11 protein-coding genes are annotated in these 16,466 nt (G+C 68.1%); 5 read left to right on the top strand and 6 right to left on the bottom strand.

All coding sequences use genetic code 11. The features are described from left to right. The first annotated feature begins 4 nt into the window (after window positions 1-4). Window positions 5-991: an amino acid ABC transporter permease gene (locus ACPPVW_RS01860; protein ID WP_426624859.1), complete on the top strand. Its 987-nt coding sequence runs from the start codon at window positions 5-7 to the stop codon at window positions 989-991. Next, a complete protein-coding gene (locus tag ACPPVW_RS01855; RefSeq protein WP_426624858.1) occupies window positions 988-1,776 on the top strand; it encodes an amino acid ABC transporter ATP-binding protein in 789 nt (262 codons plus the stop codon). The genes ACPPVW_RS01860 and ACPPVW_RS01855 overlap by 4 nt, the downstream gene beginning before the upstream one ends. Window positions 1,777-2,101: 325 nt before the next feature. On the opposite strand, the gene ACPPVW_RS01850 is transcribed toward ACPPVW_RS01855, so the two are convergent. Beyond that, window positions 2,102-3,343 (bottom strand): IS256 family transposase, encoded by a 1,242-nt coding sequence (locus ACPPVW_RS01850; protein WP_426624857.1) that lies wholly within the window; start codon window positions 3,341-3,343, stop codon window positions 2,102-2,104. A 315-nt stretch (window positions 3,344-3,658) separates the two neighbouring features. Between ACPPVW_RS01850 and ACPPVW_RS01845 the strand changes: the two genes are divergently transcribed. Beyond that, window positions 3,659-4,465: an SDR family oxidoreductase gene (locus ACPPVW_RS01845; RefSeq protein ID WP_426624856.1), complete on the top strand. Its 807-nt coding sequence runs from the start codon at window positions 3,659-3,661 to the stop codon at window positions 4,463-4,465. Window positions 4,466-4,536: 71 nt separating this feature from the next. On the opposite strand, the gene hrpA is transcribed toward ACPPVW_RS01845, so the two are convergent. Next, window positions 4,537-8,412, bottom strand: a complete 3,876-nt coding sequence (hrpA, locus tag ACPPVW_RS01840) for an ATP-dependent RNA helicase HrpA (protein WP_426624855.1) — start codon at window positions 8,410-8,412, stop codon at window positions 4,537-4,539. A gap of 145 nt (window positions 8,413-8,557) precedes the next feature. On the opposite strand from hrpA, the gene ACPPVW_RS01835 reads away from it, so the two are divergent. Next, window positions 8,558-10,126, top strand: coding sequence for a long-chain-fatty-acid--CoA ligase (locus ACPPVW_RS01835; protein ID WP_426624854.1), 1,569 nt, complete (start codon window positions 8,558-8,560; stop codon window positions 10,124-10,126). A gap of 59 nt (window positions 10,127-10,185) precedes the next feature. Here the strand turns inward: ACPPVW_RS01835 and ACPPVW_RS01830 are convergent, their stop codons facing one another. From ACPPVW_RS01830 to ACPPVW_RS01815, 4 genes are all read right to left on the bottom strand, one after another. Next, window positions 10,186-11,235, bottom strand: coding sequence for an alpha/beta hydrolase family protein (locus tag ACPPVW_RS01830; protein WP_426624853.1), 1,050 nt, complete (start codon window positions 11,233-11,235; stop codon window positions 10,186-10,188). A 143-nt stretch (window positions 11,236-11,378) separates the two neighbouring features. After that, complete coding sequence (locus ACPPVW_RS01825) at window positions 11,379-11,786, bottom strand: hypothetical protein (protein WP_426624852.1); 408 nt, start codon at window positions 11,784-11,786, stop codon at window positions 11,379-11,381. 68 nt (window positions 11,787-11,854) lie between these two features. Beyond that, window positions 11,855-13,564 (bottom strand): RICIN domain-containing protein, encoded by a 1,710-nt coding sequence (locus ACPPVW_RS01820; protein WP_426624851.1) that lies wholly within the window; start codon window positions 13,562-13,564, stop codon window positions 11,855-11,857. A 165-nt stretch (window positions 13,565-13,729) separates the two neighbouring features. Continuing rightward, window positions 13,730-14,563, bottom strand: coding sequence for an aldo/keto reductase (locus ACPPVW_RS01815; RefSeq protein ID WP_426624850.1), 834 nt, complete (start codon window positions 14,561-14,563; stop codon window positions 13,730-13,732). A gap of 38 nt (window positions 14,564-14,601) precedes the next feature. Here ACPPVW_RS01815 and ACPPVW_RS01810 point away from each other — a divergent pair, with 38 nt between their 5' ends. Then, window positions 14,602-16,464: a thioredoxin domain-containing protein gene (locus ACPPVW_RS01810; protein ID WP_426624849.1), complete on the top strand. Its 1,863-nt coding sequence runs from the start codon at window positions 14,602-14,604 to the stop codon at window positions 16,462-16,464. Window positions 16,465-16,466 lie beyond the last annotated feature (2 nt).

Here is a 16,466-nt window from a genome sequence, read left to right as displayed (position 1 = left end):
CCTGATGTCGCAGGGCAACCCGGCCGGTCCGGCGACGGGATCCGTCCCGTCGCCGGCCGGCGCCCCGCCGTCCGAACCGATCAAAGCGGTCAAGCTGCGTCACCCGTGGCGCATCGTCATCGCGATCGTCCTCGTCCTGCTGGTCGTCTGGTTCGTCATCGACGCCTCGCAGCGCTCCGCCTACGGCTGGCAGTACGTGGGCAAGTACGTCTTCGACAAGCGCATCAGTGCTGCTGCGCTCGTGACCCTCCAATTGACGATCTACTCGATGGTCATCGGCGTCGTCCTTGGCTTGATCCTGGCCGTGATGCGACTCTCGCCGAACCCGGTCGTCAAGTCGGTGGCCTGGCTCTACCTCTGGATCTTCCGTGGCACGCCTGTGTACGTGCAGCTGGTGTTCTGGGGCCTGTTCTCGCTGATCTACCCGCACGTCTTCCTCGGTGTGCCGTGGACCGACTTCGGTCTGACTCTCGACCTCGGCTTCATGCAGAACGCGTTCATCATCGCGATCATCGGCCTGGCGCTCAACGAGGCCGCGTACATGGCCGAGATCGTGCGTGCAGGCCTGCTCTCCGTCGATACCGGCCAGGAGGAGGCCGCGACGGCTCTCGGCATGTCGTGGTGGCAGACGATGACCCGCATCGTCATCCCGCAGGCCATGCGCGTGATCATCCCGCCGACCGGCAACGAGGTCATCTCGATGCTGAAGACCACGTCGCTGGTCGCGGCGATCCCGCTGACCACGGACCTCTACGGTGTCGCCCGCGACATCTCCGCGGTCACCTATACGCCGATCCCGCTGCTGATCGTCGCTTCGCTCTGGTACCTGCTGTTCACCTCCATCCTGATGATCGGCCAGTACTTCCTCGAGAAACGGTTCTCGCGCGGCGTCAACATGCGGCGACCCGACAACCGGGAGCCGGCGCTCGCGACCGGCGCACTTCCCGCGGCGGGCGCACCCGGCGGCAACGAACTGGGAGGCAAGGGATGAGCGACGCGACGTCGAAGGCCGGCATCACGCCGATGGTCCTCGCCGAGGGCGTCTCGAAGAGCTTCGGCTCCAACGAGGTGCTCAAGTCGATCTCGCTGTCGGTGCGGCCGGGGGAGGTGCTCTGCATCATCGGCCCGTCGGGCTCGGGCAAGTCCACCTTCCTGCGCTGCATCAACCACCTGGAGCAGGTGGACGCCGGACGCCTGTCGGTCGACGGCCAGGTGGTCGGCTACCGCCAGCACGGCGACAAGCTCTACGAGCTGAAGCCCAAGGAGGCCGCCCGCCAGCGCCGCGAGATCGGCATGGTGTTCCAGCGGTTCAACCTGTTCCCGCACATGACGGCGCTCGAGAACATCATCGAGGCGCCGATCCGGGTGAAGGGCCTCCCGAAGGCACGCGCCGTCGAGCGGGGCAACGAACTGCTCGTGCGCGTGGGCCTGGCCGACAAGGGCGCCCAGTATCCGGCCCAGCTCTCCGGAGGCCAGCAGCAGCGCGTGGCGATCGCCCGCGCGCTCGCGATGGACCCCAAGCTGATGCTGTTCGACGAGCCGACCTCCGCCCTCGACCCCGAACTGGTCGGCGAAGTGCTCGACGTCATGAAGGGACTGGCGGCCTCCGGCATGACCATGGTCGTCGTGACTCACGAGATGGGCTTCGCCCGCGAGGTCGCGGACGAGCTGGTCTTCATGGACGGCGGCGTCGTCGTGGAGTCGGGCGACCCGCGCGAGGTCCTCGCCAACCCGCAGCACCGGCGCACGCAGGCGTTTCTCTCGAAGGTGCTGTGAGAGAGGTGTTGCACTCACCGTCGTGACAACGCAAATGCCAGGTGGGTGGGAGCTCGGTCACCGAGCCCCCACCCACCTGCCCTGTCAGGTCCAGTAGATGAAGTACCACTGACCCTGAATCTGGTTGGTGGAGTAGCACCCTTCGACATACCTGCCGGCGCGCTGCTGGCTCGCCATCGCTGTTCCGCACGCCGACTGTGTCGAGTAGAACGCCGAGGCGTGAGGAGTTGCAGCGGAGGCTGGTGCCACCGTGCCCACGGCGATCAATCGGTCAAGTCCTTGGGGGTGGTGTATCGGTGATCGTGTGATCCTTCGTTCTCGGGGTTTATGCGGTAAGGGAGCGGAGGTCGGGTTCGATCACCTCCTCGGTGTGGGGCTCTCCGACGCGGCGGGCGGCGGTGAGCGCGTCGAGGCCGAGGTAGCGGCGCTGCTCGGCCCACTCGTCGTGTTGTTCGGCGAGGACCGCGCCGACGAGGCGGATGATGCTGTCGCGATTCGGGAAAATGCCCACGACGTCGGTGCGGCGGCGGATCTCCCGGTTCAGCCGTTCGTTCGGATTGTTCGACCAGATCTGCCGCCAGATCGATTTGGGGAACGCGGTGAACGCGAGGATCTCCTCCCGCGCGGCGTCGAGGTGCTCGAAGCTGCGGGGAAGTTTGTGTTCAAGCGTGTCGAGGACGCGGTTGAGCTGGGCGTGCACGGATTCGGCGTCAGGCTGGTCGAACACCGTGCCCAGCAGCGTCTTCACCCACGGCCACGAGCTCTTAGGCGTCACGCTCATCAGGTTGGCCGCGTAGTGGGTTCTGCATCTTTGCCAGCTGCCGCCGACCGTCGCTGCGATCGCGGCGACCAGGCCGGCGTGTGCGTCGGATGTGACGAGCTTGACCCCGCTCAGGCCTCTCGCGACGAGGTCGCGCCAGAACGTCAGCCAGGCTGCCCCGTCCTCGGTGCTGTTGACCTGCAGCCCGAGGATCTCGCGGTAACCATCCGCGTTCACGCCCGTCGCGACGAGGACAGCGACCTTCACGACCCTGCCACCCTCCCGAACCTTCATCGTCAACGCGTCAGCGGCGACGAACGAGTACGGGCCTGCGTCCAGCGGGCGGGTGCGGAACGCGGTGACCTGCTCGTCGAGATCGCGCGTCATCTCCGACACCTGCGACTTGGACAGCCCGGTGATCCCGAGCGTCTTCACCAGATCATCCATCCGGCGGGTGGACACCCCGAGGAGGTAGCTGGTGGCGACGACTGTGGTCAGCGCCGCCTCAGCACGACGACGACGTTCCAACAGCCATTCCGGGAAGTAGGTGCCTTGGCGCAGCTTCGGGATCTTCACGTCCAGCGTGCCGGCCCGGGTGTCGAAGTCGCGGTGCCGGTAACCGTTACGACGGTTCACCCGGTCGTCGCTGATCGTGCCGTAGGAGGCGCCGCAGACCTGGTCCGCGTCCGCGGACAGCAACTGGTTGATGAAGGCCCCGAGCATCTCCCGGAGCAGATCCGGAGACGCCTGCGCGAGGTGCTCTTCGAGGAAACGGGCAGGGTCGATATCGTGGGGTGCGACGGTCATCGTCGTGGTTCCTTTCGAGACGGATGTGAAGAGTTCTCTCGAAGGATCACGCGGTGACCGTCGCCACACTCACAACGACACGGTTTCCCGCCGATCCGTACACCACGCTATTGGACGCAACCGATCAATCCTCCGACAGCCGCAGCGATCAAGCCTGCTTTCAGCTTACGCATAAGGTCACCCTTCGATATTTATAACGTGAGCGGTTGAGATATCCGCCGTTACAGGATTGTGCCAAAGGTGGAACGATGTGTCTAGCTCCAACCGCGCTCATGAGCTGGGGACTCGAACGTGACTGTCTGACAGAATCGTCGGATGGACAACGACGCCCGCTCCTCCCGTCCCGTCGTCTTCATCACGGGGGCGAGCCGCCCGAACGCGATCGGCGCGGCGATCGCCCGCAACCAGGCCGTCCTCGGCTGGGACGTCGCCTTCGGCTTCTGGGATGACTACGACGCCTCGATGCCGTGGGGTGCGCAGGAGCGCGCCCACGACGCTTTCGCGGACGAGCTGCGCGCGCTCGGCGCCCGTGCGCTGCCGGTCGCCGTCGATCTCTCGCACCCGGAGGCGCCCGCGCGGGCGCTCGAGCGGGTGCGCGCGGGCTTGGGGCCGGTCCAGGCGCTCGTCGCCAGCCACGCCCACTCGGTCGACAGCGGACTGCTCGACACGAGCGTGGAGGCCTTCGACGCGCACTTCGCCGTGAACACGCGCGGCACCTGGCTGTTGATCAAGGCGTTCGCCGAGCAGTTCGCGGGGTCGTCGACACTGCCGACGGAGGCGGGCGGCCCGGCTCTCGGCCGCATCGTCGCCCTGACGAGCGACCACACCGCCCACAACCTCCCGTACGGCGCCAGCAAGGGCGCGCTCGACCGCATCGTCATCGCTGCGGCCGTCGAGCTCGCGCACCTCGGCATCACCGCGAACCTGGTCAACCCGGGCCCGATCGACACCGGCTGGATGACGCCGGAGCTCGTGGAGGCGGTCGTCGCCGAGACCGCGCTGGGTCGCCTGGGTCGCCCGCAGGACACCGCGGACCTCGTCGCGTTCCTGCTGTCGCCGTCCGGCGGCTGGGTGAACGGGCAGCTCCTCTACTCCAACGGAGGCTTCCACCTCCCGGTGTGACCCCGGCAAGGCGGCGCAGAATACGGGCTGTGACCGGTCACGGAGGGATTGTGAGCCTCCTCGCGGCCGCCTCAGCCGGCGAGGACTTTGCGGATGCGCTGCAGGGAGACGGTTTCGGCGGTGCCGAGAGACTGGGCGAAGAGCGAGACGCGGAACTCTTCAAGCATCCAGCGGGCATGCACGAGGTTCTCCGGGGCGTGCGGCACGGGCGGGGTGCGGCCGCCGGCCTCCGTGTAGAGCGCGATCGCGGTCTCCACCTGGGTCTGCCAGGCCCGGTCGCGGCCCGGGTTCGTCGCCAGTGCCTGCATGCGCTGCGAGATGCCCGAAAGGTAACGGGGGAGGTGCGCGAGCTGCTCCAGGCCGGTCGCCGAGACGAACCCGGAGTAGACGAGGCCGCCGAGCTGCGTTTTCGCGTCATTGAGCGCGGGGAGGTACGCGAGGGAGGTCGTGCCGCCGATCGCCTTCTCCGCTGCCCGCGCCGTCGTGAGGATGCGCGTGACGAGCGCGACGGTGTCGAACATCGAGTCCATCACGACCCCCGACACCCGATCGCGGACCGCCTCGAACTCCGCGCGCATGAAGAGCTGGCCGTCGGGCTTCATCCGGTAGAGCACCGAGTCGACGACGGCCAGCAGGCAGTCGTCGAACAGCGCCTTGGTGTTCGGGTACGGGCTGGCGGCGAGCGTCAGCTTCTCGTTCGCGGTGAGGTGCTGCTGCACGTAGGCGACCGGCGACGGGATGCTCGCCAGCAGCAGCCTCCGCACTCCACCCGGCAGGGCGCGTGCCTGCTCGGTGGGCGTGGACATCAGGCGGAGGCTGACGCTCGCGCCGTCGTCGACGAGCGCCGGGTAGGCGCGGATGGTGTTCGTCGTGCCGTTCGGACCCTTCTGCGTCGAGTCGAGGTGCCGGGGCAGCTCGTCGAGGTCCCAGGTCGTGAGGCCCGACCGTTCGATGGCGTCGGGCGTGCGCGCCTCTGCGACGCGCGCGACCGAGTCGCGGGCGCGCGAGCGCAGACCCTCCTGCAGGGCGGCGAGGTCCTTGCCGCTCCCGAGCGGCCGCCCGCGCTCGCCGATCACCTGGAACGTGGGCCGCAGGTGGGCCGGCAGCCGGTCGAGGTCGAAGTCCGCGCCGGTGACCCGGGAGCCGGTCTGCCGCGAGATGGTCGCCGCCAGGGTGTCGGCGAGGGAGGCCGCGGGTCGGCCGCCGTCGTGGGCCTCCATGCCGGCCGCGCCCGCCAGCTCGCCGAGCAGACGCTTGGCCCAGTCGGCGGCGGGGACGACCTGGCGCCGGATGGCCTTGGGCAGTGACTTGATCATCGCCGTCACGAGGTCCTGGCGAAGTCCGGGCACCTGCCAGTCGAAGCCGTCGGGGACCAGCCCGGCCAGCAGGGGCAGCGGCACCTGCACGGTCACGCCGTCGTCCTCCGCACCGGGCTCGAAGCGGTAGCGCAGCGTGAGTCGCTGGTCGCCCTGCCGCCACACGGGAGGGAAGGCCCCCTCGTCGATCCCCGCCGCGTCGTCCTCGAGCAGCGCCTCCGGGGTCATGGTCAGGAGGTCGGGTGTCTCGTTCCTGGCCTTCTTCCACCAGCCTTCGAACGACCGCGTCGAGACTACGTCGGCGGGGATGCGGGCGTCGTAGAACTCGAAGACGGCCTCGTCGCCGCCCCGGATGTCGCGGCGGCGTGTGCGCTCCTCCAGCTCGCGGAGCTCGGCCAGGAGTTTTCGGTTGGCGCGATCGAACGCCTGCCGCGACTCCCACTCGCCGTCGACGAGCGCGTGCCGGATGAACAGTTCGCGCGACAGCTCGGCGTCGATGCGCGCGTACTGCACGCGGCGCCGCGGGATGATCGGCACGCCGTACAGCGTGACGCGCTCGTAGGCGACGACTGCGCCCTGGTTCTTCTCCCAGTGCGGTTCGCTGTACTGCCGCTTGCAGAGGTCGCCCGCGATCGGCTCGGCCCAGGCCGGGTCGACGGTCGCGTTCATCCGCGCGAAGAGCCGGGAGGTCTCCACCAGTTCGGCGGACATGATCGCGGTCGGTTGCTTCTTGGCCAGGGCGGATCCGGGGAAGATCACGAACCGGGTCTGCCGGGCGCCGAGGTACTCGGACTGCCGGGGACCGCGCGCAAACCCCTTGTTGCCGCCCGCATTCCCCGATGAACCCTGGCGAGCGTCTTTGAGCCCGATGTGCGAGAGCAGCCCGGCCAGCAGCGACCGATGGATGCCGTCGGGGTTCACCGACGGCTCGCCGATCGTCAGTTCGAGCGGGCGGGCCAGCTGGCGCAGTTGCCGGTAGACGTCCTGCCACTCGCGCACGCGCAGGAAGTTGAGGTATTCGGCCTTGCACAGCCTCCGGAACGCGCTGGAGGAGAGCTCCTTCTGCTGTGCCTCCAGGTAGTTCCAGAGGTTGAGCAGGGTGAGGAAGTCGCTGGTGGGGTCGACGAAGCGGGCGTGCTTCTCGTCGGCGCTGCCGCGCTTCTCGACGGGGCGTTCGCGCACGTCCTGGATGGTGAGGCCGGCGACGATCGCCATGACCTCGCGGGAGGTGTTGTGCTGCTTGGACTCGACCACCATGCGGGCGAAGCGCGGGTCGATCGGGAGCTGCGCGAGCGCCCTTCCCACCTTCGTGAGCGCGTTCTCGCCGTTCTTCGTGGTGATCGCGCCGAGCTCGGCCAGCAGATCGAGCCCGTCCTTGATGCCCCGCGAGTCCGGCGGCGTCAGGAACGGGAACGCCGCGATGTCGCCGAGCCCGAGCGAGATCATCTGCAGGATGACCGCGGCGAGGTTGGTGCGCAGGATCTCCGGCTCGGTGAACTCGGGCCGCTTCTCGTAGTCCTCCTGAGAGTAGAGGCGGATGGCGATGCCGTCGCTCGTGCGGCCGGAGCGGCCGGACCGCTGGTTGGCGCTGGCCTGCGAAACCGCTTCGATGGGGAGCCGCTGCACCTTCGCGCGCGTGGAGTAGCGGCTGATGCGGGCGGTTCCGGCGTCGACCACGTACTTGATGCCCGGCACCGTCAGGCTGGTCTCCGCCACGTTCGTGGCGAGCACGACGCGGCGGCGGACACCCGGCATCGCGGACGGCTGGAAGACGCGATGCTGTTCCGCCGACGAGAGCCGGCCGTAGAGCGGCAGCACCTCGGTGCCTGGGAGGTTGCGGCCGCGGATGGCGTCGGCGGCGTCGCGGATCTCGGTCTCGCCCGAGAGGAACACGAGGACGTCGCCCGCCGCCTCCCTGGCGAGCTCGTCGAGGGCGTCGTTGATGCCCTGCAGGTAGTCGCGGTCGGCGGCCGGGACCGGGTCCGGTTCGTCATCGTCGGCCTCCATCGCCTCGGCGACGAGGGGGCGGTAGCGGACGTCCACCGGGTAGGTGCGGCCGGAGACCTCCACGATCGGCGCGGGCGTGCCCTGGAGGTCCGCGAAGTGCGCGGCGAAGCTCGCCGGGTCGATGGTCGCGGAGGTGATGATCACCTTGAGGTCGGGTCGCTTCGGCAGCAGCTCGCGCAGGTAGCCGAGCAGGAAGTCGATGTTGAGGCTGCGCTCGTGCGCCTCGTCGATGATGATCGTGTCGTACTTCCGCAGCATCCGGTCGCGGTGGATCTCGTTGAGCAGGATGCCGTCGGTCATCAGCTTGATCCTGGTGGCCTTCGACACGCGGTCGGTGAACCGCACCTGGTAGCCGACGAGGTCGCCGACGCTCTGGCCGAGCTCTTCGGCGATGCGCTCGGCGATCGTCCGGGCGGCCAGTCGTCGCGGCTGGGTGTGGCCGATGCTCTCGCGGCCGAGTTCGAGGCAGATCTTCGGCAGCTGCGTCGTCTTGCCCGAGCCGGTCTCGCCGGCGACGATCACGACCTGGCTGTCGCGGATGGCGCGCGCGATGTCGTCGCGCTTCTGGCTGACGGGCAGCTCGGAAGGGAAGACGATGCGGGGGAGGGCGACCGATGCGGACATGAGCCCTCCAGTCTAATCGACCGCTGAGGGGCACGGGCGATGGGGGACATCGCCGCGCCAATTGGGGCGTTGCGGGGCGGGGCGCCGTGACGTAGGTTTCCCTCAACCCCAACGGGTCCGTCAACGACGACGAAGGAGTCCCCCTATGCCCCACGGCTACGCCACCATGTCCGTCGCCAGCATCCTGGCCGAGACCGCGCACAGGATGCCCGACAACGTGGCGTTGATCTTCAACGGCCAGGAGATCGCCTACCGCGACCTCTGGGATCAGACGCGCGGTTACGCCGGCGCCCTCCGGGACCTCGGGGTCGGCCCGGGCGACAAAGTCGCGCTCATGATCCCGAACGTGCCCGACTTTCCGCGGGCGTACTACGCCGTGCTCGCCCTCGGGGCCGTCGTCGTCCCCATCCACGCATTGCTCAAGGCCGCCGAGATCGAGTACGTGCTGCGCGACTCCGGCTCCAAGCTCCTGATCTGCGCGGCGCCGCTGCTGGCCGAGGGCGCGACGGGTGCGGCGCTCGCCGGTGTCGACACTCTGTCGGTTCTCGTGCCTGACGAGCTGGTCGAGCAGTTGCCGTTCCCCCGGCTGGAGGATGCGGCGGCGACGGCGGAGCCCATCGTCGGCTACGTGCCCCGCGACCCGATCGACACCGCCACCATCCTCTACACGAGCGGCACCACTGGAAAGCCCAAGGGCGCGGAGGGCTGCCACTTCTCGCTCATCGAGCAGGTCAACGTGCTCATCTCCGGCACCCTCGACCTGTATCCGACCGACCGCATCCTCGGCTGCCTCCCGCTCTTCCACACGTTCGGGCAGACGTGCGTCATGAACATGGGCTTCCGTGCCGGTGCAGCGGTCGTCCTGGTGCCGAAGTTCGACGCGGCGACGGCGCTGCAGCTGCTCAACGCGCACCAGTGCACGGTCATGACCGGCGTGCCCACGATGTACATCGCGCTGCTGGAGGCGGCAAAGACCAACCCCGAGAGGCCGCCGCTGCGCTACGGCATGAGCGGTGGCGCGGCCATCCCCGTCGCCGTCATCGAGCGTATGAAGGAGGTCTACGGCATCGACGTACACGAGGGCTATGGCCTCACCGAGACCTCGCCCGTCGCGTCGTTCAACCACCGCGGGCGGCCGACGCGCCCCGGCACCGTCGGTCAGCCGATCTGGGGCGTGGACGTCGAGATCGCCGACGCGGAGGTCGACGACGCGATCCGGCTGCTGCCGCGCGGCGAGCTCGGCGAGATCGTCGTGCGCGGACACAACCTGATGAAGGGCTACCTTCACCTCCCGGAGGCGAACGCCGAGGCGATGGTCGACGGCTGGTTCCGCACCGGCGACCTGGGGACCAAGAGCGACGACGACTACATCACGATCGTCGACCGCAAGAAGGACATGATCGTGCGCAACGGCTACAACGTGTACCCGCGGGAGGTGGAGGAGGTGCTGTCGACGCACCCCGCCGTCGCGCTCGTCGCGGTGTTCGGCGTCGCGCACGAGACGCATGGCCAAGAGATCATGGCCGCGGTGACGCTGATGCCCGGCATGGAGGCCTCCCCGGACGAGCTCGTCGGGTACGCGCAGGAGCGCGTCGCAGCCTACAAGTTCCCGCGCCGGGTGGAGATCCTGGAGGTTCTGCCGCTCGGCCCGAGCGGCAAAGTGCTCAAACGCGAGCTCGTCGTGCGCTTCGAGGAGCAGTCCCCTGTCGGCTGAGCCCCGGCTCCAGCGCCGAGGGGCACGCACACGCCCCTAAAAACGCGGAATAGGGGCGGTTACGTGCCCTTCGACAGCCGTCGGGCGCGCGCCCACCATTCGACTATCGCGGCTTCGAACTTCGCCGGTTCGGCGTTCCACTCCATGCAGTGCGCGGTCGGCGGGAACTCGACGACGTCGACCTTTCCCGGGTGCCGGCGAGCGAACTCCAGCGAGGATTCGAAGGGGACTTCAGCATCCCCCCGATTGTGCAGGACGAGCGTGGGGTGCGTCAGGCGGGATCGTGCAGCGGTCCAATCGAGCTCTTCGAGACGATAGGGCTCATCTGCGCCGGCCAGGCGTGCGCCCGCGCCGGTAGACAGCATTCCGACGAGAAGCCGGCCGAGCCCGCGGGGGAGCCGCATGTGCCGCGCGGCGTGCCCGATCGCTGCCGACCAACTCGTGAGTGGACCGACGAGGACGATACCCTCGATCAGCTCGCGGTGGCCGGTTCGCTCGGCAGCGCGCAGAGCGATTGCGCCGCCGAGCGACCAGCCGAAGAGGACGATCGACCGAGCGCCGTTCGACACGGCGACGTCGATGGCGCTCGCGACGTCCTGCCATTCCGTCGTGCCGAGACCGGAGGCAGCCGTCGGGTCGGTCGGGGCCTCACCGTCGCCGCGATAGGACACCACGAGCGACGTGAATCCCAGTCGGTGCGCGACGGGGACCCCGCGCAAGGTGGTCACCCGGGTGGTGGAACGCCCGTGGATGTGGATCGCCCAGACGCCGCTGTCCTCCGCGGCGGGAAAGACCCAAGCCGGGCAGGGGCCGAGCGGCGACGGGACGTCGATCTCGTTCCAGTCGAAGGGCAGCGCGGACGGAGCAGGGTAGACGTGCCCCGTCAAGCGTCCGGTCGTCGGTCCTGACGGTATGAGCCCCGTCGACGTCAGGATCGCCCTCCGGATCCGGTTCGCCGCCGACGCCTCGGCTACGACGTCGCCCACGACCGCGTGCGAGTCGTCAGCGAACCAGAAGCCATAGCGACCGGGCGTACGCGTCCGTTCCGTGTCGTCCAGTTCGATCCAGGAGCAGTCGCGCGACACGGTGACGTTCAGCGGGGGCCGCATGCGAGGAAACGTCACTCTGCGCGCTATCGCAACGAGCGCGCTCCCCAGCAATGAGCACGCAAGGACGAGAGCGGCAACGCCGATGACCCAGGAGACCATGGGCGCAATACTAGTTGAGATCTGAAATCTGAGATCTGAACCACCTATGCGGTATCGAGGGTGCGGAGGCGGTACGACGAGTTCAGGTAGTACGCGGCGAGCAGCGCGTAGCTGAGGCAGGCGATGGCGGGGACGAACGCCGACTCCGGCTTGCTTGCGAGCGCGCCGACGCACGAGATGAAAGCGAGGATCGCGAGCACCCCGCCCAGCCAGAAGCCGGCCGCGGGCCGTGCGGTGGCGCGCCACCACGGACGCGGATCCTCCCGGTTCTCGTCACTGCCGCGGAACGAGCGCGTGCCGACGAGAACGTAGGCGACGTTGAGGACGGCGACGATCAGCACATCCAGCGCCGCGTTGACCAGCCGGTCGATCACGAAGAAGTTGAGCGCCAGGATCAGGCCGAAGGCGCCCACGACGTAGATGATCTTCCCCGTGATCGACGTGATTCTCACGGTGCGAGCCTAGCCGCGATGCGCAGGAAGCGCGGCTGCGTCGGCAGTTTCCGACGTTCACCCCTCCTCTACTGGGTGCACGTCGTGGAGTAGAAATAGTGCATTGTGCAGGGCTGCCATTGCTGATTCGCGCCGCCGTCATAGGGCTGCGCGGCGACAACGGTACCGAGCGAGGTGTCGGAACCCGGGAGTTCGAGAGTGTAAATGGTCACGCTCATTCCATCGGCGGACTTCGTCATCTCGTAATTGAGGAATTCATAGAAGCCCAGAGAATTCTGCCTGATGATCCACGATTGATCGGCATACCCGCCGTCCCATAGCTCGACTTTGCTCGCGTTCGTCGTGCTTCTTCGAGCGAGCGCGAACCACCGGTCCGGTGCCGTTTTGCTCGCGGTGTTTCCGATGAGGTATGCGCCGCGGTTCGGGTTGTAGTCGTAGAACCACCGTTGCGCAAAGCCAGGGTTGTTATGGGGGGCCTGAAGCGTAACCGACGATCCCGGCTGCGTGCCATTCACTGCTCCGAGGACGTGAGACGGCTGAAGGTGCGGCGCGATGCGCTCGTGAGGCATCGGAATGCCGCCGATCGGAGCGATCGCCCACTCGTCGGCATCCCGTTGCATCTTGGGAGGGAAGGTGACGAACACGTCCGTCGAGTCCGTGGACGGCCGGGTCAATACGAGCGAGGAGTCTTTGCTCACGATTCGATACCAGCCATTGGCCTGGCGATCGAACCTCCATAGTGCGCGACTCGAGTTACTGAAGACAGTTCCGCTGAGGTTTGAGCCATCATGTATCAGATATTGGTTGGTACTGACGTTCTTGAGGCGGTAGTAGCTCGGGTCGGCACTGTCACTCTCGGGGATGAAGATCTGGTGGGCGTTCTCATCCGCGGGCCAGGTGGTCACCGACCGGTTCATGTCCAACGCCCTGTTGTAGAAGAGCTTCGGTCGGATCGCGAACGATTTGCCGTTCCAGGGATCGGGGAGCGGTGTCAGCCGGAAACTGCCCAGCTGGCATCGACCATTCTGAGATCGTGCGGAGAAGGAGGGGGTCGAATCGCAGGACTCGCCCCAGAGGTAGGAGCGATGAGGAGTGTTGAGACCGTTGAACCGCGGATTGGTGATGACGTACGGATTCGCGGTCGTCAGATCTGACACATAAGCGGGGTTGGGCACCGGATTGGTCGTGAGGTCGCGGAGCGGGCGGTGTTGATTCTCCGGCAGGTCCAGGTCGCTGAGCGTGAGCATTGTCGCCCGAATGATCTGTCCCGTGGGAATGGAGCCCAGCGACGCCCACTCCTGCGCATTGGCGCCGAGTTCGCGGGTGTCGCGTGCCTCTTCAGCGATGATCCCCGGCGGGTTCGGCATATCGATGAGGTAGTCCAGTGTGCCGGTGACGTTGTAGAAGTTCTGCGTTGCCCGGATCTCGTACAGCCAGATCGTGGGGCCAGTGGCGATGGTCGTGACGAAATCGCGCAGCCGATCGGGGTTCCCCGTGGTGGCGACGTAGTTCGTGTCGAAGGTGAAACCGCTGGCATGGGCCAGGACGTTCTGCATCCCACCCTGGATGGTGAAACCGTTCGGGAAGACCAGGCCCGGTGGTCGGTTGTCGAATCGCCACACGACGACGGGAGCCTCCATGGAGGAGGGTACCCGCACCGGATAAGTCGGATCATTGGGATCTTCTACGGCGTTCGCCGGCCCGGTGACCGACAACGCCCCCGCGAACGCGCCCAATGCGACTACGACAACCATCAGTCGAGCGAGCAGCTTGCCCATCGGCACCCCAATCCCCATGGTCCGAATTGCACTCTCGATATCTGACTGTAATCCATATCACACTTTATAGCGAGGACGACAAGGCCCAAGAACACTGCTCGGCATGAAGCAGGCGGGGCGCGGAGGACTTGCCTCCGCGCCCCGCGTGTGCCGAGAACGGCAGCGTCAGTTGACCTCGTCTGGGTGCGCGCTCACGCGGCCCTCGCGCTCCATCGCCGAGATCGCGGCGACCTCGTCGGCGCTCAGCTCGAAGTCGAACACGTCGAAGTTCTCGGCCATGCGCTCGCGTCGGTTCGACTTGGGGAAGACGATGTTGCCGGTCTGGAGGTGCCAGCGGATGACGACCTGGGCCGGCGTCTTGCCGTGCGCGGTCGCCGGACCGGCGACCTCCGGGGCCTCGAACAGCGGGTATTTGCCCTGGCCGAGCGGACCCCACGCCTCGATCGCGATGCCGTGCTCGCGCGAGAACGCGGTGACCTCGGGCTGTTGGTGCGCCGGGTGCAGCTCGATCTGGTTGACCGCGGGCACGACGTCGCTGTTCGCAAGCAGCTTGGTCAGGTGCGGCACCAGGAAGTTGGAGACGCCGATAGCCTTGGCGCGGCCCGTCGCGTAGATCTTCTCGAGCGAGTGCCAGGCCTCCACGAAGGTGTCCTTCTGCGGGGTCGGCCAGTGGATGAGGTAGAGGTCGACGTAGTCGAGACCGAGCTTCGCGAGCGACTCGTCGAACGCGGCCTCGGCGTCGGATTGGCGGTCGTTCCAGAGTTTGGTGGTGACGAACAGCTCGTCGCGGGCGATGCCGGAGGAAGCGAGCGCGGCGCCCACTCCCTCCTCGTTGCCGTAGATGGCGGCCGTGTCGATGTGGCGGTAGCCCACTTCGAGTGCGTCGGTGACGATGCCGGTCGTCTCGGCCGGGTCGACCCTGAAGACGCCGAAGCCCAACTGCGGGATGGTGATGCCGTTGTTCAGAGTTAGGAGCGGGGTATTTGCGTGTGCAACCATATTGACCAGCTTAGCAAGCGCGGTCGTAGGGTGAGCGCATGACGAATCGGCTCGGGGACGCGATCAGCCCATACCTGCGCGCGCATGCCGACAACCCGGTCGACTGGTTCCCGTGGGGTCCGGAGGCGTTCGCCGAGGCCCGCCGCCGCGACGTGCCGCTGCTGATCTCGATCGGCTACGCGACCTGCCACTGGTGCCACGTGATGGCCAGGGAGAGCTTCAGCGACCCGGCGATCGCAGCGCGGCTCAACGAGCGCTTCGTCTCGATCAAGGTCGACCGCGAGGAGCATCCCGACGTCGACGCCGCCTACCTGTCGGCGGCGAGCGCCTTCACCGACGGCCTCGGCTGGCCGTTGACCGTGTTCGCCACGCCGACCGGTGGCGCGTTCTTCGCCGGCACCTACTTCCCGCCGGTGGCGACCGGAGGCCGGGCCTCGTTCCTCCAGATCCTCGACGCTGTCGCCGACGCCTGGGCGAATCGGCGCGCCGAGTTGGAGGCCGACGCCGGCCTGGTGGGGGAGGCACTCGCTGCAGCGGCCGCCCGGTCGACCACGGCCTCCGACCTCCCCGACCAGCGGCAGCTCGACACGGCCGTCGAGCGCCTCGCGGAGACCGAGGACCCGCAGTTCGGCGGCTTCGGCGCTGCACCGAAGTTCCCGGTCGCCCCGGCGCTGGGCTTCCTGCTCGAACGGGAGGCCGGCCGTGCGCTCGCCCACCGCACCCTGCGACAGATGGCGGAGTCGCCGCTGCGCGACCCGATCGACGGCGGCTTCTTCCGTTACGCAACCCGGCGCGACTGGAGCGACCCGCATTACGAGCGCATGCTGTACGACAATGCGCAGCTGCTCGACGCGTACGCGGCCGCCTGGTCGCAGACCGGAGACGACCGGGCGCGAGAGACGGCCGAGGGCGTCGCCGCGTTCCTGCTCGGCGTGCTGCGCCAGCCCGACGGCGGTTTCGCCTCGGCGCAGGACTCGGAGAGCGAGATCGACGGCACCCGCGTGGCGGGCGCGTACTATCGCGTGCCGGCGCAGGAGCGCGCGCGGCTGCGGCCTCCTGCGCTCGACGACAAGGTGCTGACCGGCTGGAACGGCTTCGCGATCGGCGCGCTGGCCCGCGCGGGGCGCATCCTGGACCGGCCGGCATGGATCGCCGCGGCGGGGGAGGCCGCGCGCCTCATGCTCGAGACCCACCGCCGCCCCGACGGCACTCTCGGGCGCGCGTCGGTGGCCGGCCGGGTCTCCGACGCGGTCGCCACGCTCGAAGATTACGGAGGCCTGGCTTGCGGCCTACTGGAGTTCGCCCTCGCTGCCGGTGATGTCCAGTCCGCGTCGGATGCGCGCGATCTCGTCGACCTGTGTCTGGAGGCCGAGCGCGGCGACGACTGCCCGTTCGGAGTGCCGGGTGGCGGCGACTCCGTGCTGCAGTGGACCGGCCTCGCGGCGCGGGTCGACCCGTCGGAGGGCGCGTACCCGTCGGGGCTCACTGCGATGGCGACGGCGGCGCACACCCTGTTCCTGATGACCGCGAGCCGACGCTACGAGCGGGCAGCCCGGGAGGCCATGCGGCTCGTCGCCGGGCCGGCCGTGAGCGTCCCGAGCGCGTTCGGGGCGGCACTGGCGCTGATGTCCCGACTGGACGGTGAAGCGCGTCAGCTGGTGGTGGTGCGACCGCAGTCGCAGCCCGACGTCGACAGCGATCCGGACGGGCTCGTCGCGGCCGCCCGCTGCCATCCCGCCGATGTGGTGGGCATCGTCGACGAACCGGCGGCTGTCGCCCTTGCGGAGGCCGGCTTCGAGTTGTTCGAACGCCGGGAGGCGCGGGACGGCCTCCCGACGGCGTACCTCTGCAGGGACTTCGTCTGCCGGTTGCCCGTCACCTCGCCGGCCGGTTTGAGCTGAGC

This window comes from Leifsonia sp. McL0607 (assembly GCF_049993355.1).
GTDB lineage: Bacteria > Actinomycetota > Actinomycetes > Actinomycetales > Microbacteriaceae > Leifsonia.
Note: the sequence above shows the minus strand (reverse complement) of the source record. Positions and strands in the feature narration are given on the sequence as shown.